The following is a 23,562-nucleotide window of genomic DNA, read 5'->3' on the forward strand; positions in this document are numbered from 1 at the left end:
TTAGAAGAGAATGGTTATGCCTTGGATCCAACTGAAAATTAACACTAACGCTCAGGATGCTGAAACGCTGAGCGATGCGCTGATCGAGAGCGGCGCGGTCTCTGTGACCTTCCAGGATACCCATGATAATCCGGTATTTGAGCCGCAGCCGGGCGAGACTCTGCTGTGGGGCGATACCGACGCGATTGGCCTGTATGACGCCGAAACCGACATGGAGACGGTGGTCGCTATTCTGGAAAACGAGCCGCTGCTGGGTCAGGGTTTTGCCCATAAAATCGAGCAGCTCGAAGACAAGGACTGGGAGCGCGAGTGGATGGATAACTTCCACCCGATGCGATTCGGCCAACGTCTGTGGATCTGCCCGAGCTGGCGCGACGTGCCGGACCCAACGGCGGTTAACGTGATGCTCGACCCGGGTCTGGCGTTCGGCACCGGCACGCATCCCACGACGGCAATGTGTCTGGAATGGCTCGACGGCCTGGACCTCGAAGGTAAAACGGTTATCGACTTCGGCTGTGGCTCTGGCATCCTGGCCATCGCTGCGCTGAAACTGGGCGCGGCTAAAGCTATCGGTATCGACATCGACCCACAGGCAATTCTGGCAAGCCGCGATAATGCGCAGCGTAACGGGGTCTCAGAGCGTCTGTCGCTCTACCTGCCTAAGGACCAGCCTGATAACCTTTCTGCCGACGTGGTGGTTGCCAACATCCTTGCTGGCCCTTTGCGCGAGCTCGCGCCGCTCATCAGCGTGCTGCCGGTTACAGGCGGTCATCTCGGTCTGTCCGGCGTGTTGGCGAGCCAGGCGGCGGGCGTGGCGGAGGCCTATCAGGATCTGTTCTTGCTTGACCCGGTTGCCGAGAAAGAAGAATGGTGCCGCATTACCGGTGTCAAAAAAGGCTAATCCCCAGCGGTCTCTTAAGGGGGATTCGTTCCCCCTATGACCTCTTGCCTGATTATTTCCCAGCACCGTTCTTTTTTTGAGCCACAGTTTGTTATCAAATTTTACTTAAATTTGTTCATTTTTTAACAAAACTGACGGTTGCATCACGGAAATGGTGCGGTTATTGCTACTTAAAACCGCAATTTTCGCCTTAGAATCGCCTGTTATTCGCCTGATAACTAGCGATAAGTAAGTAAATTATACAAGCGCACAATTTGAGCATTTGCAATTAACCTTCTGTTTTAAATAAAAAAAATTAATTTTAGCGATGTAATCTTATCGTAAAGGCCGTTTTTCTTGAGCAATTGCTCAAAGTTTGGCCTTTCATATCCTGCAAAAAATGCGTAATATACGCGCCCTTGCGGACTTCAGTATGGTCTTTCCTAGCATGCGCATTGGACACCACCAGCTTACAAATTGCCTGATTGCCGCCCCGATGGCCGGTATAACAGACCGACCGTTTCGAGCCTTATGTCATTCAATGGGGGCTGGAATGGCAGTATCCGAAATGCTCTCCTCTAATCCAGAGGTGTGGCGCACGGATAAGTCGCGTTTGCGTATGGTACATAGTGATGAATCAGGGATACGCGCCGTGCAGATTGCCGGCTGTGACCCTGAAGATATGGCCGCCGCCGCACGTATTAACGTGGAGGCAGGTGCTCAGATCATTGACATTAATATGGGTTGCCCAGCCAAGAAAGTGAACCGCAAACTGGCAGGCTCTGCGTTGCTTCAGTACCCGGATCTGGTCGAACAGATTTTGCGGTCAGTGGTTAATGCAGTTGATGTGCCAGTCACGTTGAAAATTCGTACTGGTTGGGCTCCGGAACACCGTAATTGTGTACAAATTGCCCAATTGGCTGAAGACTGTGGTATTCAGGCCCTGACGATTCATGGCCGAACCCGTGCCTGCCTCTTCAATGGAGAAGCAGAGTACAACAGTATTCGGACAGTTAAGCAGAGTGTCTCTATTCCGATTATCGCGAATGGCGACATAACTGACCCGCATAAAGCCAGAGCGGTGCTCGACTACACTGGAGCTGATGCTCTGATGATAGGCCGTGCCGCTCAGGGGAGACCCTGGATCTTCCGGGAAATCCAGCATTATCTGGACACAGGGGAGCTGTTACCGCCGCCAACACTTGGGGAAGTACAGCGCTTGATGATAGGGCACGTACGGGAACTGCACGACTTTTATGGTCAAGGCAAGGGATTCCGTATCGCTCGTAAGCACGTCTCCTGGTATTTACAGGAACATGCCCCGAATGACCAGTTTCGGCGCTCCTTCAACGCCATAGAGGATGCCAGCGAACAGCTGGAGGCGTTGGAAGCATATTTCGAAAATCTTGCGTAACAAAAAAGAGCTGACAGAACTATGTTCGAACAACGCGTGAATTCTGATGTACTGACCGTTTCTACCGTTAATTCTCAGGATCAGGTAACCCAAAAACCCCTGCGTGACTCGGTAAAACAAGCACTTAAGGGCTATTTTGCTCAACTGAATGGTCAGGACGTCAATGACCTGTATGAGCTGGTACTGGCTGAAGTTGAACAGCCACTGCTGGACATGGTGATGCAGTACACCCGTGGCAACCAGACTCGTGCAGCCCTGATGATGGGTATCAACCGCGGTACTCTGCGTAAGAAATTGAAAAAATACGGCATGAACTGATACTAGTCAGTTAATGCATTGAAAAAAGGCGCCTTTATCGAAAGATAAGGCGCCTTTTTCTTTGGCGTGAAATCAGGACTGCGTTTTTCGCCATATTGTATGACGTTGATTAACCGTGGCGAATCGGCTCGTGACGCAGCGGTTCATGGTGACGTGGCAGTGGATGATGCACAACGCGGTGTACTGGGTGGTGTACCACGTGGTGGCGCGGTGGAACCGGGTGGTGAATTGGGCCTTCCGCATGCGCGGTGGCTAATACGGCGTTGCTTGCCAGAACGGTGAACATGATTGCGAGCGCTGTCTTTTTCATAATATTATCCTTCGAGTTATTTGCTGTGGCAGGTGCACACCACGAATATCTGCCACAGCATGCAGAACTAACATCATGAAATATCCTAAAAAACTTCGCCTTACGCTATTTTTACACTAAGCAAACGGATCCATTACTCGACAGAAAAACCTGTTACAGGGCGTCTATATAAAGAAGGACTCTGGTTAAGGTAATGAAAGTCGGAACATTTACAATCGGACATAAACGGTGCGTAAACTTTGCACGATTCGGATGAATCCTTCCACATTATGATTTGTTGAACGTGATACAATGTACGCATAGAGTCGAATTCGCCCCGCCAATCGCCTACGGAAAGCCTTTTAGCCCCGCGATGCCCGCCTTTAAATGTAAAGATTCGAGAAGATTGTGATTTCTCACAACTAAATCCCAAAACGGGAGTCCGAATAATTGCAAACCAAGCCTGTATCGCGATTGAGCTACTCCTTACGCGCTACGCAAAATTCACTCACTTTGATGATTGAAATTACATGACCGCACCCACTCAATGCTTTAAGAAGTCTTTTTTACACCCTCGTTATTGGCTGACCTGGTTTGGCCTTGGCGTCCTCTTCCTGCTGGTCCAACTGCCTTATCCGGTCCTGTATCGTCTTGGCGTTTGGCTCGGTCGCACCTCAATGCGTTTTCTAAAGCGTCGTGTTTCTATCACGCGTCGCAATCTCCAGCTGTGCTTCCCCGATATGGACAGCGATCAGCTCGAGCGCAGAATCGTCGGCAATTTTGAATCTCTCGGCATGGGTCTGCTGGAAACCGGCATGGCCTGGTTCTGGTCCGACGCACGGGTCAAACGTTGGTTCGACGTCAGCGGTCTTAACTACCTCAAACTCGCGCAGCAAAATAAACAGGGCGTGCTGATCATCGGCGTTCACTTTATGTCGCTCGAACTCGGTGGCCGTGCCATGGGTCTGTGTCAACCGATGATGGCGATGTATCGCCCGCACAACAACAAGGTGATGGAGTTTGTACAGACTTGGGGTCGCATGCGCTCCAACAAGGCGATGCTTGACCGTAAAGATCTGCGCGGCATGGTACACGCCCTGAAGCGTGGTGAAGCCGTATGGTTCGCCCCGGATCAGGACTACGGCCCACGTGGCAGCGTATTCGCGCCGCTGTTTGCCGTCGATCAGGCTGCGACCACCAGTGGAACCTATATGCTGGCCCGTCTGGCTAAACCGGCGCTGGTTTCCGTGGTTCTGGTGCGCAAAGATAAAGGTAAAGGCTATGACCTGGTTATCCAGCCTGAGCTGCGTGACTACCCTATCGATGACGAACTCGCCGCTGCCGCCTATATGAACCGCGTAGTCGAGAAAGAAATCATGCGTGCGCCAGAGCAATATCTTTGGCTGCACCGCCGCTTCAAAACCCGCCCAGAGGGTGCTCCTTCCCTCTATCTTTAGCGGCGTTTGATGGCGATAAACCCGGCCTTTGCGCCGGGTTTTTTATTTCCCTTTTCATAGAAACGATAAAAAGTTAGCGACAGAAAAACGGTTTTTCTATAACCTCTTTTTTTACCTGCCCAGGAGAGAAGTGATGAAAACCACCGTTCGTCTGGCGCTGGTCGGGGATTACCATCCCTCGATAACAGCCCACCAGGCTATCCCCAAAGCCGTAGAACTCGCCGCACAACGCTTCAACATCAGCATCCACGCCGACTGGCTCGCCACAGAAACCATTACCGACGATCCCGCTTCGCTGTCGCATTTTGACGCCTTCTGGTGTACTCCGGGCAGCCCCTATCGTTCAACCGAAGGAGCGATACGCGCTATCCGTTTTGCCCGTGAACAAAACAAACCATTCCTGGGTACCTGCGGTGGATTCCAACATGCAATCATCGAGTACGCCCGTAACGTGATGGATTGGCAGGACGCAGGCCACGGCGAAACGGATACCGAAGGACGCCTGGTTATCGCCGCACTGGCCTGTGAAATGGTCGAGAAACAGGGCAGCGTCACGCTCCTTGAGGGCAGCATCCCTGCCAAGGCCTACGCAACGCTGGAGATTGAGGAGGGTTACCGCTGCCGCTATGGGATTAACACTGAATTCCAATCGGCACTGGCCGGGCAGTCGCTTAAGATGGTCGGTCATGATGCCGCAGGGGAAGTGAGGGCTATCGAGCTGCCGGGACATCCTTTCTATGTCGCCACCCTGTTCCAGCCTGAACGTGCCGCGCTGAAGGGTGAGCTTCCTCCGTTGGTCGCTGCCCTGATTCAGGCGGCAAGTATTTAAAAACTTTTCATAATGTCTCTCGGTCCTTCGGGGCCGAGAAATCCCGTCATATTCTCAATTCATTTATCGTCTGAATATTACCGAATGTTATAAAAATCACTAAACCGGTAAACATCCCTCACCAAAATCCGAATACTGCGCACCATTTTAAAGCAATGCCGTTTGCCCCGCCCCAAAACAGGTCAATAAATCTACATCATCTCATTATTGTTACTGGTCAATCACCCCCCGGTATTTGATTACTAAGCATTTTCAATGTTGGCATTCCCTTTGCTTTAGCCGTTTTGCTCGCATGTTTTTGAGCTGCGGGCTTTGCCCCATAAACAGACAGGGTGCTCCGGCACTCACAAAATAATAATGTTCGCTCTCGCCTCACAGGACGATTTATGAAAAAAATACTGCTCTCAACGCTGATTGCCGCGGCAAGTTTTGTCACCCTGATTGGACAAGCTCACGCGGGCACGACTCTGGACGCAATTAAGAAAAACGGCTTTATCAAATGCGGGATCAGCGATGGCTTACCTGGCTTCTCGTCCAAAGATGACAAGGGAAACATCACCGGACTCGACGTTGACGTGTGCCGCGCGATTGCCGCAGCCGTCTTCGGCGATGCAACCAAAGTAAAATACACCCCGCTGACGGCGAAAGAGCGTTTCACGGCACTGCAATCGGGTGAAGTCGATATCCTGTCGCGCAACACGACCTGGACTTCATCCCGCGATGGCGGCATGGGGATGATCTTCGCTGGCGTCAACTATTACGACGGCATCGGCTTCCTGACCCACAAGAAAGCCGGTCTGAAAAGTGCTAAAGAGCTCGACGGCGCGACCGTCTGTCTGCAGGCCGGTACCGACACCGAGCTAAACGTGGCCGACTACTTTAAAGCCAACAAAATGTCCTTCACGCCGGTCACCTTTGACCGTTCAAGCGACAGCGCCAAGGCGTTAGAGTCAGGCCGCTGCGACACCCTTTCTTCCGACCAGTCTCAGCTTTACGCCCTGCGCCAGTCACTGGGCAAACCGGATGACTATGTCGTTCTGCCTGAAGTTATCTCCAAAGAGCCGCTGGGCCCGGTAGTACGTCGCGGTGACGAAGACTGGCTGGAAATCGTGCGCTGGTCGCTTTTCGCCATGCTGAACGCCGAAGAGATGGGCGTGACCTCTAAAAACGTTGATGCGATGGCTGCTAACCCGACCACGCCTGATATGAGCAATCTGTTGGGTAAAACTGGCAAGTACGGTGAAGATCTGAAATTGCCGAATGATTTCGTAGTGAAAATCGTTAAACAGGTCGGTAACTACGGCGAAAGCTTTGACCGCAATGTCGGTGAAGGCAGCCCGCTGAAAATCGCGCGCGGCCAGAATGCACTGTGGAACAAAGGCGGCATCCAGTACGCACCACCCGTTCGTTAATTCCTGCCGCATGGCGACACGTCAGTCCAGGGCGTGTCGCCTCAACCAAGACCTGTAACACTCGAATTACCGCATACTGAGGCTGTCTCTTATGTCGCAACGCCCAACCGAAAAAGTCGCGTTCTCTCTGCGTAACCCTGCGGTTCGCGCCTGGCTGTATCAAATTTTCGCGGTGGTGTTGCTGGTTGCCTGTCTGGGCTACCTGTTACACAACACCATTACCAATCTAACGACGCGAGGGATCACCTCGGGATTTGATTTCTTGAGCCGCGGTGCCGGATTTGGCATCGTCCAACACCTGATTAGTTACGATGAAGGCGACACCTACGCCCGCGTCTTCTTCATTGGGCTGCTAAATACCCTGCTGGTCTCGGCACTGTGCATCGTCTTTGCGTCGATTCTTGGCTTCGTGGTCGGATTAGGGAGACTCTCCGACAACTGGCTTATCCGCAAGCTGTGCACCGTCTACATCGAGACCTTCCGTAATATTCCGCCGTTGCTGCAAATCTTCTTCTGGTACTTTGCCGTTTTGCGCAACCTGCCGGGTCCAAGACAGAGCCTGAACGCCTTCGACACGGTCTTTGCCAGCAACCGCGGTCTCTACCTGCCATCTCCAGAGATATCGTCAGGATTCTGGGCCGCGCTGGTTGCCCTGCTGTTGGCGGTCGGTGGCATTCTGTTTTTGAAACGCTATAACCATTTTCGTCAGATTCATACCGGTCTGGTGTGGCGCATCTGGCCGTGGTGCGTCGCGATGCTCATTCTGTTCCCGGCTTTGGCGCAGCTGATTTTCGGCCCGGCATTGCATTGGGACATTCCAAAGCTGAAAGGATTTAACTTCGGCGGCGGCGTGGTGCTTATCCCCGAGCTAGGGGCGCTGACGCTGGCGCTGTCGGTCTATACCTCAACCTTTATTGCCGAAGTCATTCGCTCCGGCATTCAGTCAGTATCTTATGGACAGCACGAAGCGGCGCGATCGCTTGGACTGCCGAATCCGGTCACGCTGCGTCAGGTTATTTTGCCGCAGGCGATGCGCGTCATTATTCCGCCGCTGACCAGCCAGTATCTCAACATCGTCAAAAACTCCTCCCTGGCAGCGGCCATCGGGTATCCAGACATGGTGTCTCTGTTTGCCGGCACGGTACTCAATCAGACCGGACAGGCGATTGAGACGATTGCCATGACGATGTCAGTTTATCTGGTTATCAGCCTGGTAATTTCGTTCTTAATGAACATTTATAACCGCCGCATCGCGCTGGTTGAGCGTTAAGGGAAGCGAATGACGATGACAACACTCCCGCACTCTGTAAGGGGCGCCAAGCCCGGTACCCCCTTCGGCAACGCCGTACTTTGGGCGCGTAAAAATCTGTTCTCCAGCGGGTTCAACAGCCTGCTGACCCTGCTGTTCCTCTGGCTGCTGTGGGAACTGGTCCCGCCGCTGCTGAACTGGGTTATTTTTCAGGCCAACTGGGTCGGCACCACCCGAGCAGACTGTACAAAACAGGGAGCCTGCTGGGTGTTTATCCACGCCCGCTTCGGCCAGTTTATGTATGGGCTTTATCCAACCGACCAGCGCTGGCGCATCAATACCACGCTGATTGTCTGTCTGCTTTCGCTGGTGCCGATGTTTACCGCGAAGATGCCGCGCCGTGGGCTGTACGTCGCATGCTGGGCCGTGGCCTTCCCGGTCTTTACCTGGTTCATGCTCTACGGGGGATTCTTCGGCCTGAGTCGCGTCGAGACCTATCAGTGGGGCGGGCTGACCTTGACGCTAGTCATTGCCGCCGTCGGTATCGCGGGTGCGCTGCCGCTGGGCATTCTGCTGGCGCTGGCTCGACGATCTTCTCTACCGATCGTGCGCGTGCTGTCGGTGATTTTCATCGAATTCTGGCGCGGCGTGCCGCTCATTACCGTGCTGTTCATGTCCTCGGTCATGCTGCCGCTGTTTATGAGCGAAGGCACCAGCATTGACAAGCTGGTCCGCGCGTTGGTCGGCGTGGTGCTGTTCCAGTCGGCCTATGTCGCGGAAGTGGTGCGCGGCGGCCTGCAGGCGCTGCCGAAAGGGCAGACCGAGGCGGCACAATCGCTGGCGCTTGGCTACTGGAGAACGCAGATGCTGGTCATTCTGCCGCAGGCGCTGAAGATGGTGATACCGGGTCTGGTCAACACCATCATTGCGCTGTTCAAAGACACCAGCCTGGTGATCATCATCGGTTTGATGGACTTTTTCAGCAGCGTGCAGCAGGCGACCGTCGCTCCCGAATGGCTAGGCATGTCGACCGAAGGCTATGTCTTCGCCGCCGCCGTTTATTGGATTTTCTGTTTTAGCATGTCGCGTTATAGCCAGCATTTGGAAAAACGCTTCCACACCGGGCATTCAGGACACTGAGGTAAACAATGAGCGACTATAACGTCACCGAAACTAAAAAAATGATGATTACGCTGGAAGACGTTAACAAGTGGTACGGGCAGTTCCACGTGTTGAAAGGCATCAATCTGAACGTAACGTCAGGCGAACGAATCGTTTTATGCGGGCCCTCCGGCTCGGGTAAATCGACCACCATTCGCTGCATCAACCATCTTGAAGAGCACCAGCAGGGACGTATCGTCGTGGACGGCACCGAACTGAACGACGATTTGCGCAACATTGAGCGCATTCGTACCGAGGTCGGCATGGTGTTCCAGCACTTCAACTTGTTCCCGCATCTGACGGTGCTTCAGAACTGCACGCTGGCACCTTGCTGGGTGCGCAAGATGCCGAAGAAGGACGCGGAAGAGCTGGCGATGAAATACCTCAAGCGCGTGCGCATCGCCGAGCATGCCCACAAGTTCCCGGGACAGCTTTCAGGCGGTCAGCAGCAGCGCGTTGCCATCGCCCGTTCGCTGTGTATGAAACCGAAAATCATGCTGTTTGACGAGCCTACCTCGGCCCTTGACCCAGAGATGGTCAAAGAGGTGCTGGATACCATGATTGGTCTCGCCGAAGAAGGGATGACGATGCTTTGCGTGACCCACGAGATGGGCTTTGCACGCACCGTGGCGGACAGGGTTATCTTTATGGACAGGGGGGAGATTGTAGAGCAGGCACCGCCGGAAGAGTTCTTCGCGAATCCTAAGTCAGCCAGGACGCGCGAGTTCCTGGCGCAAATTATTCACTAACTTACCGGCCAACCGGCGCACCTCACGGGTTGCGCCGGTTGGCCGCAGTATCACCACATATAGCGGCCAATCAAGGGCGCGATCAGTACCGTCATCACCCCCGCTAGCATCATCACCAGACTCGAGACCACGCCCTCTTCGGCGCCCATTTGGTAGGCCTTGGCCGTCCCCGCACCGTGTGATGCCGCACCCAGCCCGGCCCCTTTCGCCAGCGCGCTGCGCACCGCGAGACGCAGGAACAGCAGGTCGCCAACCGCCATGCCGAATACACCGGTTATCACCACAAACAGCGCCACCAGATCAGGCTGACCGCCCTCCTGTTTCGCCGCCGCCAACGCAAACGGTGTGGTGATCGAACGCACGGCAAGACTGCGCTGTATTTCTTCCGGCAGCATCAGCACCCGCGCCAACCACACCGAGCTAAACACCGCGACGGTAATTGCCGTCACCACGCCCGCGCTCAGGGAAATCCAGTGACGACGAATAATAGCCATGTTCTCATACACCGGCACCGCGAAAGCGATAGTCGACGGTCCCAGCAACCACAGCAGCCAGTGGGTTTCGCCGATATAGTCTTTATAGGAGACGCGCGTCACCACCAGCAGCACCACCAGTACCACCGGGGTAAACACCAACGGCATAAACAGCAAGCTTCGACGCCAGCGATAGAGCCTTTTGTTGGCGTAATACAGCACCAGCGTGATGGCGAAACAGAGAATACTGATCGATAAATCAATCATGTTCGGCCTTCTGCAACGCTTGTGCGTTTTTTCTCTCCGCCATCCTCAGTTCCAGCTTATAGACTTTATCGACCACCACCGCCGTCGCCCCCAGTGTCAAAATAGTGCTAATACCAATCACCAGAAAAATCTTCCATCCCTCGACCATCAACAGCTGGGCGTAGTTGACTACCGCGACCACAGCAGGCACGAAAAACAGCAGCATTTCGGCCAGCAGCCAGCGAGAACCGGCCTTTACCCAACTCAGTGGCAGTACGCGAAAGGCGATAAGCAGCAACATCATCAGCATACCGACAATATTGGCGGGCAGCGGCAGATGCAGCGCACCGACCAGGCGGTCTGCGACCATAAAAAGTAACGCGTACAGCACAACCTGAATCGGTACCTGAAAGCGCGTGAGCAACGACGGCGCTTTCAGGCGCAACGCCAACATCATGGGGTCTGACCTCGGGGGACGAATAATTAGAGATTTCAGTATACGGCGAGGAGAAACCCGTTAAGAAATGAATTAAAATTATCCAAATGATTCCAAATTGGAATGTTAGGTCACTGGAGCCTTATGGACGTTCGCACCCTGCGCTATTTCGTTGAAGTCGTTCGCCAGCAGAGTTTTACCCGCGCGGCGGAAAAACTGTTTGTCACTCAGCCGACCATCAGCAAGATGCTACGCAATCTGGAGGAGGAGCTGGAGTGTACGCTGCTCATCCGCGAAGGGCGTCGCCTGCGGTTGACCGACAGCGGACAAGCGCTTTACCAGCGCGGCCTGAATATCCTGGAGGAGTTTCGTCAGCTTGAGGCCGAGTTGGAAGACATTAATGACGTCAAACGTGGCCTGCTGCGGCTCGGCGTACCGCCGATGGTGGGCACGCAGATGGCTCCCCTGATTGGTGAGTTTCGTCAGCATTATCCTGGTATCGAACTGATTATTTCAGAGTTTGGCGGCCTGACCGTGCAACAGGCAGTGCTTTCAGGCGAGCTGGATCTGGCGCTCACTGCCCTACCCATCGACCCCGCGCTGCCGATTACCTCACAGCTGCTGTTTAGCCATCCTTTATGCGTGGTGGTGCCGAAAACCGCCTGTTGGCTCAACCGCAGCAGCGTGACGCTCAGCGAACTGAGCGATGAAAGCATATTGATTTATAACGAAGATTTTGCGCTTTATCGACAGTTGCTGGACGCCTTTAGCGCCCACGGTTTCACGCCGAAGATAGCCGCACGCAGCGGCCAATGGGATTTTCTTGCCGCGATGGTACAGGCCGGAATGGGTATTGCCATCCTGCCCGAGCCAGTGTGCCAGCGTCTGGACGGCGAGAAGCTACTTTGGCTGCCGCTGACCCCAACCCTGCTGTGGCAGTTAGGTCTCATCTGGCGGCAGGGCAGCTATCTGTCGCAGAGCGCACAGGCGTGGATAGCACGCAGCCGAGAGTTTTGGCCAGAGAGCCTTATTCCTGAGCCAAGACCATAAAAAAGGCCCACGGGCGTTAACCGGCGGGCCTTTCAAGCGGTTCAAAGGCAGGGATTACACCTCTTTTTCGACCAGCAGCGCCTCCAGTAAATCGAGGTCATGAAGCAGTTTTTGCAGCGTCTCGTTGCTAATACGCTGGGTGGCACGCAGGTGATAAAGCTCGCCCCGCTCCGCACGCAGCGCCGTCAGGCGGAAACGTCGCTCAAGGTTTTCCAGCATCAGCGCGTGTTCGATGTCGTCTTTACCGACCGTGCGTCGGCGCAGATTTCCCACCACCCGCGAACTGATTTCCTTCAGCGTTTGCTCGTCAATATTCTCTTCCGAATCGGCGGCAAGACGCTCTTCCATCTTGTGCAGGCTCTCAATCGCGACCTCAGCAGCCACGGCGCGAGCCATACGTTCTTCTTCGCGGTAGGAGGACTTGTCCACGACCACGCCGCGCAGCAGGAAAGGCAACGCCACCACACCGGCAATCAGCGAGAACAAGATCACCCCAGCGGCCAAAAAGACCAGCTGATAGCGCGACGGGAAGGCCGAACCATCGGCCAGGAACAGGGGAATCGACAGCACACCGGCCAGCGTAATCGCGCCACGAACGCCCGCAAAGGAGGCAACCCACAGCTCACGCGTCGAGAAACTGCCAAAGGTCAGCGGACGCTTCTTCAGCAGGCGGTTGCTGAAGTTCTTCATCAGCCACAGCCAGGCGAAACGCAGCAGCAACAGGGCGAAGTAGATGACGGCAACGTCGGCGAACAGGTGCCAGGTGACGATGCTCGGGTCATGCGTTGCCTGGTCCAGCGAGCTCTCGAGAATGCCCGGCAGCTGCAGGCCCAACATGATAAACACCATGCCGTTAAACACAAATTCGAGCATCGCCCAGACGCTGTTTGCGCGCAGGCGCATCGCCAGCGGTGCATTGCGAATAATGCCCGACTGACTGATGGTCATACCGGCGGCCACGGCGGCCAGAATGCCTGAAACGCCAATGTGTTCGGCAATCAGATAGGAGGCAAACGGCAGCAGGAGCAGCAGAACGATTTGCGTCGCCGGGTCGTCGCCGCTCCAGCGGCTCATGATGCGCAGCGACTTACTGTACAGCCAGGTCACGGCGACGCCGGCCAACAGACCGCCGATGGCCACTTTGAGGAACTCGACCGTCGCACCCGGCACGGTGAAGACCATAGTCCCCATCGCCACCGCGATGGCGAACTTCAACGATACCAGGCCCGACGCGTCATTCATCAGCGCCTCGCCTTCGAGGATACCCATGATCGATTTCGGAATACGCCCCTTACCGACGATACCCGACAGGGCCACGGCGTCCGTCGGTGACAGTACGGCGGCCAGCGCGAAGGCGGCGACCAGGGGAATATTCGGCACCATCATGTAAATCAGATACCCCACCCCAACTACGGTGACCAGCACCAATGCGAGCGCCAGCCCAAGGATCTCTCGCCCTTTGTGCAGGAATTCGCGCATCGGCGTCTTCCAGCCATCGGCGAACAGCAACGGCGGAATGAACAGCACGAGGAACAAGTCAGGATCGAAATCGACGTGTAAACCAAAGTTGGGCCACGCGAGCAATGCCCCCACGGCGATTTGCATAAGAGGAAGTGGAACCTGGAACGGCAACATCCTGGTAACGACACCGGAGAGCGACACCACCAGAATCAAAATAAGGATGGTAAAAAATATTTCCATGCTTTCCTTAGACTCTTGTTATTAGGTTAATGCTTAAAGCTGGACGCAGGCCGGGCCTGCACGACAATTTGATAGTAAAACATTTTAACAATGGATAAAAATTGCAGACGTCTGAAAGTGAAGTGTAAATGTTGTTAACAAACTTTGTTGGTTTATGAATGCGGGGGAAGAAGAAACAAGCGACTTTCCCCCGCGACAGGCGCGGGGGAAGCGTGAGAGAGGACGTTAAAGCGCCCAGCCGCCGGCGTAGAACACCACCAGCGCAACGGCGATAACTACCGTGCCAAGGTTCAGCTTGCGCCACTCGCCTGAGCAAATACGGCCCACGACCAGCGAGCTAAAGCCCAGCATAATGCCGGTCACGATGTTACAGGTCAGCACGATAAATACCGCACACAGCAGCCCCGACATGGCGTCAACAAAGTCGGTGAAGTCCAGCTTGGTCACGTTGCTGAGCATCAGCAGGCCAACGTACATCAGCGCAGGCGCGGTCGCATAGGACGGCACCAGATAGGACAAAGGAGAAAGGAACAGCATCAGCAGGAACAGCACCCCGACCACCGTGGCGGTTAGACCGGTTTTGCCGCCCGCTGCCGTACCTGCCGCAGACTCAATGTACACCGCAGCGGGTGCCGCACCGACCAGACCGGCGAAAATGCTGCTCACCGAGTCCGCCGTCAGTGCCCTGCCAGCGTTGATAATCTGGCCGTCTTTATCCAACAGGTTAGCCTGCCCCGCTACTGCGCGAATGGTGCCCGTGGCGTCGAACACCGCGGTCATCACCAGCGCCAGCACGCTCGGTAACACGGCGGCTTTCAGCGCGTCTTTAATATCAAGATTAAAGAACAACGAATGACCGCTCGCGTCAGACAGTGAAGGCATCGCAAACAGGCCGTGATATTTCACCGCCGGATCGAAAATCAGGCCAATCACGGAAATGGCGATAATCACCAGCAAAATGCCACCCGGCACACGCAGTTTCTCCAGACCAAAAATCACCGCCAGCCCGAGCAGCGTCATCACCACCGGGAATGAGGTAAAAGCGCCGAGCGCCACAGGCAGGCCGTCGAGCGGATTCTTGATAACCAGCCCCACGCCGTTAGCCGCCACCAGCAGTAGGAACAGGCCGATGCCTATCCCCGTACCGTGCGCAACACCGGTCGGCAGATTGCGCAAAATCCAGGAGCGAATGCCGGTCACCGAGATAACGGTAAACAGCACGCCCATCAGGAATACCGCCCCGAGCGCCACCGGCACGGGGATGTGCTGGCCAATAACCAGGCTAAACGCGGTAAACGCCGTCAGGGAGATAGCACAACCAATCGCCAGCGGCAGGTTTGCCCACAGCCCCATCAGCAGAGAGCCAAATCCGGCCACCAGGCAGGTTGCAACGAACACCGCCGCCGCAGAAAAACCGGCTTTGCCGAGCATCGAGGGCACGACTATCACGGAATAGACCATGGCTAAAAAGGTGGTGAGACCGGCGATCACTTCCTGGCGAACGTTACTGCCACGCGCAGAAATAGAAAAGAAAGCATCAAGCGATCCTTTAGGCGTCACGCTGCCGCCCGCTTGAGACTGTGGTTGAGACATGGTGGATCCTCTGAGTGTGCTACTGAAATGCCTGCGTGGTCATTATGAAATCGTTTCGTGTCGTTCGCTTCCCTACCCGGCTAAAGGATGTGCGCCGACGTTCAACGATGATAAACACCGTTGAATTATCGGCAAAAAGCCAGGGCAAACGTTTAACTCACATCGCGTACGGCGGTTCTAAAAGTCGTAGGTACGGCTAAGCAAACGATTATCCAGCTATTAATACTCTGGTTTCAACTCCGTTTAGCGATGTTTTTGTCATTTTTGTACATTTTAAAGACATTTAATCTAAAAAAAGCGAGTCGATCAATTTTTACTCAGGATCCTATTTGATAAGGCCCACCCTGTTTTAACGCCTGTTGATAGGCCGGTCTTGCCTGAATCTTAGCCAGCCACTGTTTCAGGTGCGGGGTTTTATCGGTGGGAAAACGCGAGGCCAGCGCCTCGATTGGAAAGCTCATCTGAATATCTGCGGCGCTGAAGGTTTCACCGGCAAACCAGGCATTTTTAGTCAAGTGATCTTCAATGTAGGCGGCATGCGTCGCCAGCTGTTTGTCGATGTAATTCTGCTGCACGCCTTTACCTATCGCCCCGGCTATCGGGCGGATCAACCACGGCATGGGCGGTTTGCCAAGACGCCCGAAGATAAGTTTCATTACCAGCAGCGGCATCAGCGATCCTTCGGCATAGTGCATCCAGTAACGATACTGCAAACGCGACGAAGGATCCGCTGGCTTGAGAAGACCCTGAAGATCGTAGGTTTCCTGTAAATATTCGAGGATAGCACCCGATTCAGCGATGATAAGATCGCCATCCTGCAACACTGGCGACTTGCCCAGCGGATGGATCTTCTTAAGCGATGCCGGGGCCAGCATCGTTTTTTCGTCACGCTGATAGCGTTCGATGGTGTACGGCAGTTGCAGTTCTTCAAGCATCCACAAAATGCGTTGGGAACGCGAGTTATTGAGGTGGTGAAGGATTATCATGCATACACTCCAGAGTAGTCATACTAATTGATTGTTAACTATAGACTACTGAAGAGACGCTAACCTGCGGTAATAAAAGATTACATCAACGATTGACAAGTTTCGGACAATGCCTCATGTTTGAATTTAAATTCATTAAATGTGAATTTAAATTCAAATTATAAACACGCGTTTTATTCGCAATCTAAAAGGGATTAACACCATGTCCGACGTTTTAGCCGCAGTAGAACAACAATTTTACGCTTACAATCAGCACGACCTGGAAAAATTCGTTTCCTGTTTTAGCGAAACCTTTATTGCGTATCGTATGCCTGCCACCGCGCCTTCCATGCAGGGCAAGCAGCAGCTGCGCGAGTTTTACGCCCAAAACCGATTTAACAACCCCGCACTGAAAGCCGAACTCATATCGCGTAGCGTATTGGGCAACAAGGTCTTTGATCTGGAAAGGATCCACGGTCTGAACGAACAACCTATCGAAAGCATGGCGGTATTCGAGGTGAAAGACGGTCTCATTGAGACCGCCTGGTTTTACTTCGCTTAACGAGGTGACAGGTCGGGCCAAAGTGGCCTGACCGCGTCCATGAGCGCGGGTGTCCCCGTCGCCACCGACAGGTGACGAATCCCTTCCCCACCGAAATTTACCACCGTTTCCAGCCCGGCTTCCTGACACAGCACCGCGCCACCAGCGATGTCCCACAGCGTGGTGCGGCGTTGCAGGTGGCCGTCGAGAATACCTTTCGCCGCAAACACCATACCCACGGTGGTACAGCGATAGCAGTGTACCGACCAGTCTGCCTCACGCAGACCCCGATAAAATGCCGACGCCTCACCAAGCTGATCGTCTGCGCTATCGCCCAGAGAAACGACCTGAACGTCAGAGAAACGGTTATCGCGCGTAAAAGGTTTGCCGTTAAGGAAGATGCCCTTGCCGGTCTCTGCGGCAAAAAGTTCGTTAAGCACCGGCAGCGCGACTATCCCAATCACCGGACGATGCCGCTCGACCAGTCCTAATGAAACGCCCCAAAGCGGCGAACCGCGTAAAAAGTTAGACGTGCCGTCGATCGGGTCAATCACCCAGCACGCGCCTTCGCTCAGCTGGCCGCCCATCTCTTCACCAATAATCGGGTCGTTGGGGAAATGCTGTTGCAGCTGCTGGCGGATAAAGTTTTCAACCGCGACATCGGCTTCTGAAACAAAGTCCTGGGTGCGTTTGCTGCTGACATCAATCTCGCTGCGTCGCGCAAAGAAGCTCAGCGCCAGTTCGGCGGCCTGTGCAGCAATTTGGCTGGCGATGCGCAGCCTGTCGGAAATCTCGTTTTTCATTGTTAGCGTCCTTTGTCCTTTAACCAACGGCGCAGTTGACTGACGTTATCAGTCTGAATTGCGCCAAATCCAGCGTCAACCAACGTGCCCCAGACCTGCGTCGGATGCTGATGGGCGTGGCTATCACAGTAGTCCAGCGAGTGAGAGACATCCAGCGTGTTCACCCATAGGCGAATGCCCAACCGTTGCAGCTCCTCTCGCGCCTCGATGACGTCGTGCAAATCGCTAAAATAAAGCGCCATCATCTGCGCGCCAAAGTCTTCTATCTTGCGCAAATCTTCGGCAAACTTTCCGGGTCTGGCGTGCACAATCGGCATGTAGGGAATACGTCGCCGGGCGTCAGTCATGTCCAGCGGGAAGGACTGTGCATTGAGCTCAATCTTGCTTTTAAGCAGCACGCCGTCGGCCATGTTCATGTTGAGCACCAGGTCTATCACGCGCTGGCGATCGCGGGCAAATTTGATATCAATATTCACCACGATCCGGCCACGTGCCTCCTCGAGAAAAGCTTCCAGAGAAGGCACACGATCTTCAGTCACCACCATGCCGGGGCGTCCGTCGCTGCCCTTGAGTCGCGCACGGCGCACTTCAGAGAAGGGCATACGCTGAATTTCGCCCTGATGGTCAGAGGTTCGGTCCAGCCTGGCGTCGTGCACGACCACCAGCTGAGAGTCCGCAGTACTCTGGGTATCAATTTCGATGATGTCAGCGCCTGCGGCAATCGCGTCTTCGAGCGCAGACAGCGAGTTTTCCGGTGCGCGGGTCCATACGCCCCGGTGGGCCACAATCAGCACTGACGGGTTTTGCAGTGAAATCAGTTTTCGGGTATCGACGTACATGTCCTCTCCGGTAAAGGTTTAACTCACACGGAAAGTAACATTGCACGGGTTTATGACTGTTTGACCCAAAAGCCGTGAACAAAATATGACAACCCCTTGCTTAATAACCCTTAAAAGCTCTATATCTTGTAGGAGATTTTTTCGTCAATCATACTCGGAGAATGTCATGCCTGATGCCGCTCATTTGCTGCCTTTTATGTTAATCGCCCTCGGAATGGTGCTCACCCCCGGGCCGAACATGATTTACCTGATTTCACGCTCTCTCTGTCAAGGCCCAAGGGCCGGACTTATCTCACTCGGCGGCGTCGTGGTCGGCTTCCTGTTTTATATGGTTTTCTCCGCACTCGGTATCACTGCCCTGTTAATGGCCGTGCCGTTTGCCTATGACACCCTGCGATTCTGCGGCGCACTTTATCTGCTGTATATGGCGTGGCAGGCTATCCGCCCCGGCGGTCGTTCGCCGTTTCAGGTGCGTGAACTCGCCAAAGACAGCCCGCGTAAACTCTTCACCATGGGGCTTTTTACTAACCTGCTTAACCCCAAAGCCGCCGTGCTGTATCTCTCTCTTTTACCGCAGTTTATCGTGCCTGCGCAGGGTCACGTTCTGATGCAGTCGATGGTGCTGGGCAGCACGCAGATTGCCGTGAGTTTCTGCGTCAATGCGCTGATTGCACTCTCGGCCGGTTATATCGCGGCATTCCTGGCAGGGCGTCCGTTTTGGACCCTGGTGCAACGCTGGCTGATGGCGACCGTACTCAGCGGCCTTGCGGTGCGCATGCTGATTGAAGGGCGTAAATAATCGTCGAGATGTTCAGTTAAGGCACACCGCTATATACTGGGAAATACAACGTATAACGAGGTTTTCCCTGTGCACACTTTTCTAAAATTTTCGCTATCCAGGTCGAATACTTTCAACATCCTGATGCTCGGCGCGGTGCTGAGCATGTCATCTTTTGGCGCGATCGCCTCACGACAAATCACCGACCAGCTTGGCCGTCAGATAACGATTCCCGATCAGGTCGACAGAGTTGTCGTACTTCAGCATCAGACGCTTAATCTTCTCGTGCAGCTCGACGCCAGCAGCAAGATTGTTGGCGTGCTGGCAAACTGGAAACAACAGTTGGGCGACAGCTATGTGCGCCTCGCACCGCAGCTGCTAACAACCCCTGCGCTGGGCGATTTGACGCACGTCGATGTGGAGAGTCTGGTTGCGCTGCATCCGCAGGTCGTCTTCGTCACAAACTATGCGCCAAAGGAGATGATTGACCAGATTAGCAACGCAGGCATCGCGGTAGTGGCTATTTCGCTGCGCGACGACAGGCCTGGAGAAGCGGGCAAAATGAATCCGCAGATTAACAACGAGGAGCAGGCCTACAACGACGGGCTAAAAACCGGTATCAGGCTGATTGGTGAGGTGGTGAATCGCCAGAAGCAGGCTGACGCGCTTATCGATTACACCTTTGCCCAGCGAACTCTGGTGAGCAGCCGCCTGAAGGACGTTGCACCCGACCAACGCGTCCGCGTTTATATGGCAAACCCTGACCTCACGACCTATGGCTCCGGCAAATACACTGGCCTGATGATGAATCACGCGGGCGCACTTAACGTGGCTGAATCCACGGTGAAAGGCTTTAAACAGGTGAGTATGGAGCAGGTCATCGCCTGGAACCCGCAGGTGATTTTTGTACAGGACCGCTATCCGCAGGTGGTGGGTGATATCGAACGCGACCCTAACTGGCAGGTCATTGACGCCGTAAAGCATCACCGCGTTTATCTGATGCCGGAATATGCCAAGGCCTGGGGTTATCCAATGCCCGAAGCGCTGGCCATCGGTGAGCTGTGGATGGCGAAAAAACTCTATCCGCAAAAATTCAGCGATATCGATATGCAGAAACAGGCCAATGCCTACTATCAGCGTTTCTATCGCACTGACTATGTCGCGCCTAAACCCGCGCCAGCCGAGCCTAAAGCCTGATGACCCGGCAGCTCAACGTTCTGGCTGCGGGCAGCCTGAGAGCCGTTTGGCCGCCTTTAATGGCACATTTTACCCGACAGAGCGGGATAGGGGTCTCGACGCAGTTTGGCCCCGCCGGGCTGCTGCGCCAGCGCATTGAAGCGGGAGAACAGCCTGATCTGTTCGCCTCAGCCAACGTATCACATCCGCAGCGCCTGCTGGCGCTCGGCCGTGCTCAGCGCGTTGAGACCTTTACCGGCAACAGGCTTTGTCTGACGGTGCATGAAAATCGGGTAACCGAACACCCCTCATGGTTAGCGTTGCTGAATGACCCCGGGCTGCGGCTCGGCACCTCGACGCCGCTTGCCGACCCTTCGGGTGACTACACCTGGCAGCTGTTTGAAAAGATAGAGAGGCGTCACCCCGGCATGGGCGAAAGGCTGCGTCAGTCGGCTTTGCCACTGGTCGGCGGCGCCGAGAGCCAGCCCGTACCAGCGGGCGAGCTGGCCGCGGCGTGGCTTATCCGCACCGGACAGTGCGAGCTTTTCATCGGCTATGTGAGTTACGCGCGTCGGCTCGCAGAGTGTGACGGTCTGCGGGTGATTGAAATACCTGAGGATTATAATATTCGAGCGGATTATGCCTTTGCGCAATGCCACGCACGAGCAGAACCGCTGTCAGATTTTTTGCTCTCGACAGCGGCGCAGGGGTACTTAACGCGGGAAGGATTTACCGAGAGGGATTAGTCCCTCTCTTTCAGCGCACGCTGACGGTCATAGTACTCGTCTTCTGCGGCAGTAATTTCATCGAGCAGAGAGTCCACGTCAGCCTTGTGCGTGTCTTCGGCAAATTGGCCGGTCAGCACGCTTTCCGGGGTCAATTTACCCTCTTCATACAGCGCCCAGATCTCTTTCGCATAGCGCGTTTCCAGCAGCGCTGGCGCGAATTGCCCGTAGAAATCGGTCATGTTGTTCACGTCACGCTCGAACATAGATTCGGCATGGTTATTGGCTGAGGCATCAACGGCCTGCGGCAAGTCAATGATAACCGGCCCCTGTGCGTCAAGCAGCACGTTGAACTCCGAGAGGTCACCATGCACGATACCAGCGCAAAGCATGCGGACGATGTTGCGGATCATGATGTCATGCCCCTCAATCGCCTCCTGCTCGGTAAATATAACGTCGCTCAAACGCGGTGCTACCAGCCCTTCACCGTCGGTAATAAGCTCCATCAGCAGCACACCGTCGAGGCAGATATAAGGTTGCGGGACCCGCACGCCGGCGTTTGCCAAACGAAACAGCGCGTCAACTTCGGCCGTCTGCCAAGTTTCTTCCTGCTGCTTGCGCCCAAACTTGGAGCCTTTTTGCATCGCACGTGCGCTGCGGCTGTTACGAACCTTGCGCCCTTCCTGATACTGAACGGCCTGCTTAAAGCTACGCTGCGTTGCTTCCTTATAAACCTTGGCGCAACGAATTTCCTCACCGCATAAAACGGTGTACACGTCGGCTTCTTTGCCACTTTTCAGTCGACGGACCACGTCATCGATTAGGCCGTCATCCACCAGAGGTTGGATTCTATTTGGGATTTTCATGCAGCCTTGTACCTTATTTATGCGCGCGAGGGAATCACCCCGCACAAAATTCCTTTAACCGTGCTCTGTCGCCATCCTGTTAGGTGGCCTATGCCTCAGTTTATCTTAGTCATACCTCACTGCATACTTTCCAGACAGAGATCTTTGAGGGTAGCGCGGAACCCTACGCTAGTTTATCCATTTATCTCAGCGCAAAGGACGCAGGATCAAGAATGAAAAGTGAGATGCCTGTGGCAAAAAATGGGATGGGTCTTTTAAAAATAGTTAGCGGAGGTATTATTAATAGCGATGAATTGCTTCCTTTTTTAAACGAAATTAAAACGAAAACTAATGACAAATTAAGATTCAAAGGACTGTTTAAAAAAGCCCCTAAGCCGTTTAGCTTCCGTTTATGTTACCCAGAATTTAGTATAAGAATGGTTTAAGAAGCAGGTGGTACTGTGCAGCCACTGTAACCTGCTGAGATTCTATTTATGCCAAGCATTCTAATTACAGGCGCCTCCGGCTTCGTGGGTGGTGCCGTTGTCGAACATTTTTTACGTCAGTATCCAAAAAACGAAATCAACCTGCTGTTATTAGTCCGCGCTGAAACAACGGCTGCCGGTTTATTGAGAATAAGAACCAATTTAGAAAAATTTGGTTTAAATTCGCAGCAGCTTGCTTCTATTAATGAAGAAAATATTTTAATCGGTGACCTGTCCGAGCCTGAAGCATTTACTCAGGACCCACGTATCGATAATGTCACGCACGTTATTAACTGTGCTGCAATTGCCTCCTTCGGAAATAACCCGGCGCTGTGGCGCGTTAACGTCGACGGCTCTTTAGCTTTTGCTCAGCGGATGGCAAAAGTAAAAAGCCTACAGCGCTTTGTTCACGTTGGCACCGCCATGGCGTCAATGCCGGACAAAGACAGCGTTTTCTATGAAGATATGCCCGATAATGCGCACAATGAGGACCTGGTGCAGTACACCGCCTCCAAACGCGCTATCGAAAATCTGATCCGCGAACACTGCCCGGACCTGCCTTTTGTGGTGGCACGTCCCTCCATTATCGTCGGTCATACTCAGTACGGATGCCGTCCATCGAGCAGCATTTTCTGGGTATTCCTGATGGCGCTCAAGCTGAAGAAATTTACCTGTCAGCTTGACGATAAAATTGACGTTATTCCAGTGGACTATTGTGCCATGGTGCTGGCGAATCTTTGCCTGAGCGAAGAAGTTAAACATAACTTCTACCATATTTCTTCGGGTGAAGAGATGTGTACGCCTTTTTCTGCTATCGATGAATCTGTCGCCAAAGCAAATAACACCTCAGCAATTGTTAACGATTATCAGCAAATTAGTTATCAAGAATTCACAGGAATTCGGAAACAATTTAAAGATATTCTCGGCCCCTGCAATGACAAGATTATTCTGCGCGCAATTAAATTATACGGCGGCTTTGCAGAATTAAACGTTAAGTTCGATAATCAGCGTTTATTGGACATGGGCATTCCGCGCCCTATGGCATTTACGCGTTATATCGATAAATGCGTCAGCACCACGCAGGGTCTTTCAATTCCTGAATTGATGATGGTCGACTTTAAGTAATAATATTCGTCCTGATACGACTG

At 53.9% G+C, this 23,562-nt stretch carries 25 protein-coding genes; 16 read left to right on the forward strand and 9 right to left on the reverse strand.

Annotated elements, in window-relative coordinates; all coding sequences use genetic code 11:
* Window positions 1-16: 16 nt before the first annotated feature.
* The 3 genes from prmA to fis all read left to right on the forward strand — a co-directional run bounded on the left by prmA (window position 17) and on the right by fis (window position 2,612).
* Window positions 17-901: a 50S ribosomal protein L11 methyltransferase gene (prmA, locus tag O1V65_RS16830; protein ID WP_017490739.1), complete on the forward strand. Its 885-nt coding sequence runs from the start codon at window positions 17-19 to the stop codon at window positions 899-901.
* A 427-nt stretch (window positions 902-1,328) separates the two neighbouring features.
* A complete protein-coding gene (gene dusB / locus O1V65_RS16835) occupies window positions 1,329-2,294 on the forward strand; it encodes a tRNA dihydrouridine synthase DusB (RefSeq protein ID WP_038327765.1) in 966 nt (321 codons plus the stop codon).
* Between the two features lie 21 nt (window positions 2,295-2,315).
* Complete coding sequence (gene fis / locus O1V65_RS16840; protein WP_004097144.1) at window positions 2,316-2,612, forward strand: DNA-binding transcriptional regulator Fis; 297 nt, start codon at window positions 2,316-2,318, stop codon at window positions 2,610-2,612.
* 109 nt (window positions 2,613-2,721) lie between these two features.
* Here fis and O1V65_RS16845 read toward each other — a convergent pair whose 3' ends face one another.
* Window positions 2,722-2,922, reverse strand: a complete 201-nt coding sequence (locus O1V65_RS16845; RefSeq protein ID WP_017490742.1) for a hypothetical protein — start codon at window positions 2,920-2,922, stop codon at window positions 2,722-2,724.
* Window positions 2,923-3,431: 509 nt separating this feature from the next.
* Between O1V65_RS16845 and lpxP the strand changes: the two genes are divergently transcribed.
* From lpxP to O1V65_RS16875, 6 genes are all read left to right on the forward strand, one after another.
* Entirely contained in the window at window positions 3,432-4,358 is a 927-nt protein-coding gene (lpxP, locus tag O1V65_RS16850; protein ID WP_017490743.1) for a kdo(2)-lipid IV(A) palmitoleoyltransferase, read from the forward strand.
* 133 nt (window positions 4,359-4,491) lie between these two features.
* Window positions 4,492-5,187, forward strand: a complete 696-nt coding sequence (locus tag O1V65_RS16855; RefSeq protein ID WP_017490744.1) for a CTP synthase C-terminal region-related (seleno)protein — start codon at window positions 4,492-4,494, stop codon at window positions 5,185-5,187.
* A gap of 386 nt (window positions 5,188-5,573) precedes the next feature.
* Complete coding sequence (locus O1V65_RS16860; RefSeq protein WP_017490745.1) at window positions 5,574-6,599, forward strand: amino acid ABC transporter substrate-binding protein; 1,026 nt, start codon at window positions 5,574-5,576, stop codon at window positions 6,597-6,599.
* A 91-nt stretch (window positions 6,600-6,690) separates the two neighbouring features.
* Window positions 6,691-7,869 carry an amino acid ABC transporter permease gene (locus tag O1V65_RS16865; protein WP_227953325.1) on the forward strand — a complete coding sequence of 393 codons (1,179 nt, stop codon included), beginning with the start codon at window positions 6,691-6,693 and terminating at the stop codon, window positions 7,867-7,869.
* 9 nt (window positions 7,870-7,878) lie between these two features.
* Entirely contained in the window at window positions 7,879-8,988 is a 1,110-nt protein-coding gene (locus tag O1V65_RS16870) for an amino acid ABC transporter permease (protein ID WP_084911846.1), read from the forward strand.
* Window positions 8,989-8,996: 8 nt separating this feature from the next.
* Window positions 8,997-9,758 (forward strand): amino acid ABC transporter ATP-binding protein, encoded by a 762-nt coding sequence (locus O1V65_RS16875; RefSeq protein ID WP_017490748.1) that lies wholly within the window; start codon window positions 8,997-8,999, stop codon window positions 9,756-9,758.
* 50 nt (window positions 9,759-9,808) lie between these two features.
* Here the strand turns inward: O1V65_RS16875 and O1V65_RS16880 are convergent, their stop codons facing one another.
* Entirely contained in the window at window positions 9,809-10,498 is a 690-nt protein-coding gene (locus O1V65_RS16880; protein ID WP_017490749.1) for an LrgB family protein, read from the reverse strand.
* Window positions 10,491-10,934 carry a CidA/LrgA family protein gene (locus tag O1V65_RS16885; protein WP_084911848.1) on the reverse strand — a complete coding sequence of 148 codons (444 nt, stop codon included), beginning with the start codon at window positions 10,932-10,934 and terminating at the stop codon, window positions 10,491-10,493. The genes O1V65_RS16880 and O1V65_RS16885 overlap by 8 nt, the downstream gene beginning before the upstream one ends.
* Before the next feature lie 123 nt (window positions 10,935-11,057).
* Between O1V65_RS16885 and O1V65_RS16890 the strand changes: the two genes are divergently transcribed.
* Complete coding sequence (locus O1V65_RS16890) at window positions 11,058-11,963, forward strand: LysR family transcriptional regulator (RefSeq protein WP_017490751.1); 906 nt, start codon at window positions 11,058-11,060, stop codon at window positions 11,961-11,963.
* Between the two features lie 54 nt (window positions 11,964-12,017).
* On the opposite strand, the gene O1V65_RS16895 is transcribed toward O1V65_RS16890, so the two are convergent.
* The 3 genes from O1V65_RS16895 to O1V65_RS16905 all read right to left on the reverse strand — a co-directional run bounded on the left by O1V65_RS16895 (window position 12,018) and on the right by O1V65_RS16905 (window position 16,243).
* Window positions 12,018-13,664, reverse strand: coding sequence for a Na+/H+ antiporter (locus tag O1V65_RS16895; protein ID WP_017490752.1), 1,647 nt, complete (start codon window positions 13,662-13,664; stop codon window positions 12,018-12,020).
* A gap of 225 nt (window positions 13,665-13,889) precedes the next feature.
* Window positions 13,890-15,257 (reverse strand): NCS2 family permease, encoded by a 1,368-nt coding sequence (locus tag O1V65_RS16900; RefSeq protein WP_017490753.1) that lies wholly within the window; start codon window positions 15,255-15,257, stop codon window positions 13,890-13,892.
* A gap of 317 nt (window positions 15,258-15,574) precedes the next feature.
* Complete coding sequence (locus O1V65_RS16905) at window positions 15,575-16,243, reverse strand: glutathione S-transferase family protein (RefSeq protein ID WP_017490754.1); 669 nt, start codon at window positions 16,241-16,243, stop codon at window positions 15,575-15,577.
* 202 nt (window positions 16,244-16,445) lie between these two features.
* Here O1V65_RS16905 and O1V65_RS16910 point away from each other — a divergent pair, with 202 nt between their 5' ends.
* Window positions 16,446-16,784, forward strand: a complete 339-nt coding sequence (locus O1V65_RS16910) for a nuclear transport factor 2 family protein (protein WP_017490755.1) — start codon at window positions 16,446-16,448, stop codon at window positions 16,782-16,784.
* On the opposite strand, the gene O1V65_RS16915 is transcribed toward O1V65_RS16910, so the two are convergent.
* Together O1V65_RS16915 and O1V65_RS16920 are read right to left on the reverse strand one after the other, a co-directional pair.
* Entirely contained in the window at window positions 16,781-17,566 is a 786-nt protein-coding gene (locus O1V65_RS16915; protein WP_017490756.1) for an inositol monophosphatase family protein, read from the reverse strand. The genes O1V65_RS16910 and O1V65_RS16915 overlap by 4 nt on opposite strands.
* A 2-nt stretch (window positions 17,567-17,568) precedes the next feature.
* Window positions 17,569-18,405: a glycerophosphodiester phosphodiesterase family protein gene (locus O1V65_RS16920; RefSeq protein WP_017490757.1), complete on the reverse strand. Its 837-nt coding sequence runs from the start codon at window positions 18,403-18,405 to the stop codon at window positions 17,569-17,571.
* A gap of 166 nt (window positions 18,406-18,571) precedes the next feature.
* On the opposite strand from O1V65_RS16920, the gene O1V65_RS16925 reads away from it, so the two are divergent.
* The 3 genes from O1V65_RS16925 to O1V65_RS16935 all read left to right on the forward strand — a co-directional run bounded on the left by O1V65_RS16925 (window position 18,572) and on the right by O1V65_RS16935 (window position 21,105).
* Window positions 18,572-19,204 (forward strand): LysE family translocator, encoded by a 633-nt coding sequence (locus tag O1V65_RS16925; RefSeq protein ID WP_017490758.1) that lies wholly within the window; start codon window positions 18,572-18,574, stop codon window positions 19,202-19,204.
* A gap of 123 nt (window positions 19,205-19,327) precedes the next feature.
* Window positions 19,328-20,380: an ABC transporter substrate-binding protein gene (locus O1V65_RS16930; RefSeq protein WP_269130531.1), complete on the forward strand. Its 1,053-nt coding sequence runs from the start codon at window positions 19,328-19,330 to the stop codon at window positions 20,378-20,380.
* Complete coding sequence (locus tag O1V65_RS16935) at window positions 20,380-21,105, forward strand: substrate-binding domain-containing protein (protein WP_017490760.1); 726 nt, start codon at window positions 20,380-20,382, stop codon at window positions 21,103-21,105. Before O1V65_RS16930 ends, O1V65_RS16935 begins: the two co-directional genes overlap by 1 nt.
* On the opposite strand, the gene O1V65_RS16940 is transcribed toward O1V65_RS16935, so the two are convergent.
* Window positions 21,102-21,950, reverse strand: a complete 849-nt coding sequence (locus O1V65_RS16940; protein ID WP_017490761.1) for a PA4780 family RIO1-like protein kinase — start codon at window positions 21,948-21,950, stop codon at window positions 21,102-21,104. The genes O1V65_RS16935 and O1V65_RS16940 overlap by 4 nt on opposite strands.
* Before the next feature lie 212 nt (window positions 21,951-22,162).
* Here O1V65_RS16940 and O1V65_RS16945 point away from each other — a divergent pair, with 212 nt between their 5' ends.
* Both O1V65_RS16945 and O1V65_RS16950 read left to right on the forward strand, forming a co-directional pair.
* Window positions 22,163-22,375: a hypothetical protein gene (locus tag O1V65_RS16945; RefSeq protein WP_269129894.1), complete on the forward strand. Its 213-nt coding sequence runs from the start codon at window positions 22,163-22,165 to the stop codon at window positions 22,373-22,375.
* A gap of 48 nt (window positions 22,376-22,423) precedes the next feature.
* Window positions 22,424-23,539, forward strand: a complete 1,116-nt coding sequence (locus O1V65_RS16950) for an SDR family oxidoreductase (protein ID WP_017490763.1) — start codon at window positions 22,424-22,426, stop codon at window positions 23,537-23,539.
* Window positions 23,540-23,562: the final 23 nt, after the last annotated feature.

Source organism: Rouxiella badensis (genome assembly GCF_026967515.2).
GTDB classification, from domain to species: Bacteria; Pseudomonadota; Gammaproteobacteria; order Enterobacterales; family Enterobacteriaceae; genus Rouxiella; species Rouxiella badensis.

What these genes read in the sequence shown, in the direction of transcription:
- prmA (WP_017490739.1), top strand. Translation starts at nt 17, where the DNA reads ATGCCTTGGATCCAACTGAAAATTAACACTAACGCTCAGGATGCTGAA.
- dusB (WP_038327765.1), top strand. Translation starts at nt 1,329, where the DNA reads ATGCGCATTGGACACCACCAGCTTACAAATTGCCTGATTGCCGCCCCG.
- fis (WP_004097144.1), top strand. Translation starts at nt 2,316, where the DNA reads ATGTTCGAACAACGCGTGAATTCTGATGTACTGACCGTTTCTACCGTT.
- O1V65_RS16845 (WP_017490742.1), bottom strand. Translation starts at nt 2,922, where the DNA reads ATGAAAAAGACAGCGCTCGCAATCATGTTCACCGTTCTGGCAAGCAAC.
- lpxP (WP_017490743.1), top strand. Translation starts at nt 3,432, where the DNA reads ATGACCGCACCCACTCAATGCTTTAAGAAGTCTTTTTTACACCCTCGT.
- O1V65_RS16855 (WP_017490744.1), top strand. Translation starts at nt 4,492, where the DNA reads ATGAAAACCACCGTTCGTCTGGCGCTGGTCGGGGATTACCATCCCTCG.
- O1V65_RS16860 (WP_017490745.1), top strand. Translation starts at nt 5,574, where the DNA reads ATGAAAAAAATACTGCTCTCAACGCTGATTGCCGCGGCAAGTTTTGTC.
- O1V65_RS16865 (WP_227953325.1), top strand. Translation starts at nt 6,691, where the DNA reads ATGTCGCAACGCCCAACCGAAAAAGTCGCGTTCTCTCTGCGTAACCCT.
- O1V65_RS16870 (WP_084911846.1), top strand. Translation starts at nt 7,879, where the DNA reads ATGACGATGACAACACTCCCGCACTCTGTAAGGGGCGCCAAGCCCGGT.
- O1V65_RS16875 (WP_017490748.1), top strand. Translation starts at nt 8,997, where the DNA reads ATGAGCGACTATAACGTCACCGAAACTAAAAAAATGATGATTACGCTG.
- O1V65_RS16880 (WP_017490749.1), bottom strand. Translation starts at nt 10,498, where the DNA reads ATGATTGATTTATCGATCAGTATTCTCTGTTTCGCCATCACGCTGGTG.
- O1V65_RS16885 (WP_084911848.1), bottom strand. Translation starts at nt 10,934, where the DNA reads ATGATGTTGGCGTTGCGCCTGAAAGCGCCGTCGTTGCTCACGCGCTTT.
- O1V65_RS16890 (WP_017490751.1), top strand. Translation starts at nt 11,058, where the DNA reads ATGGACGTTCGCACCCTGCGCTATTTCGTTGAAGTCGTTCGCCAGCAG.
- O1V65_RS16895 (WP_017490752.1), bottom strand. Translation starts at nt 13,664, where the DNA reads ATGGAAATATTTTTTACCATCCTTATTTTGATTCTGGTGGTGTCGCTC.
- O1V65_RS16900 (WP_017490753.1), bottom strand. Translation starts at nt 15,257, where the DNA reads ATGTCTCAACCACAGTCTCAAGCGGGCGGCAGCGTGACGCCTAAAGGA.
- O1V65_RS16905 (WP_017490754.1), bottom strand. Translation starts at nt 16,243, where the DNA reads ATGATAATCCTTCACCACCTCAATAACTCGCGTTCCCAACGCATTTTG.
- O1V65_RS16910 (WP_017490755.1), top strand. Translation starts at nt 16,446, where the DNA reads ATGTCCGACGTTTTAGCCGCAGTAGAACAACAATTTTACGCTTACAAT.
- O1V65_RS16915 (WP_017490756.1), bottom strand. Translation starts at nt 17,566, where the DNA reads ATGAAAAACGAGATTTCCGACAGGCTGCGCATCGCCAGCCAAATTGCT.
- O1V65_RS16920 (WP_017490757.1), bottom strand. Translation starts at nt 18,405, where the DNA reads ATGTACGTCGATACCCGAAAACTGATTTCACTGCAAAACCCGTCAGTG.
- O1V65_RS16925 (WP_017490758.1), top strand. Translation starts at nt 18,572, where the DNA reads ATGCCTGATGCCGCTCATTTGCTGCCTTTTATGTTAATCGCCCTCGGA.
- O1V65_RS16930 (WP_269130531.1), top strand. Translation starts at nt 19,328, where the DNA reads ATGCTCGGCGCGGTGCTGAGCATGTCATCTTTTGGCGCGATCGCCTCA.
- O1V65_RS16935 (WP_017490760.1), top strand. Translation starts at nt 20,380, where the DNA reads ATGACCCGGCAGCTCAACGTTCTGGCTGCGGGCAGCCTGAGAGCCGTT.
- O1V65_RS16940 (WP_017490761.1), bottom strand. Translation starts at nt 21,950, where the DNA reads ATGAAAATCCCAAATAGAATCCAACCTCTGGTGGATGACGGCCTAATC.
- O1V65_RS16945 (WP_269129894.1), top strand. Translation starts at nt 22,163, where the DNA reads ATGAAAAGTGAGATGCCTGTGGCAAAAAATGGGATGGGTCTTTTAAAA.
- O1V65_RS16950 (WP_017490763.1), top strand. Translation starts at nt 22,424, where the DNA reads ATGCCAAGCATTCTAATTACAGGCGCCTCCGGCTTCGTGGGTGGTGCC.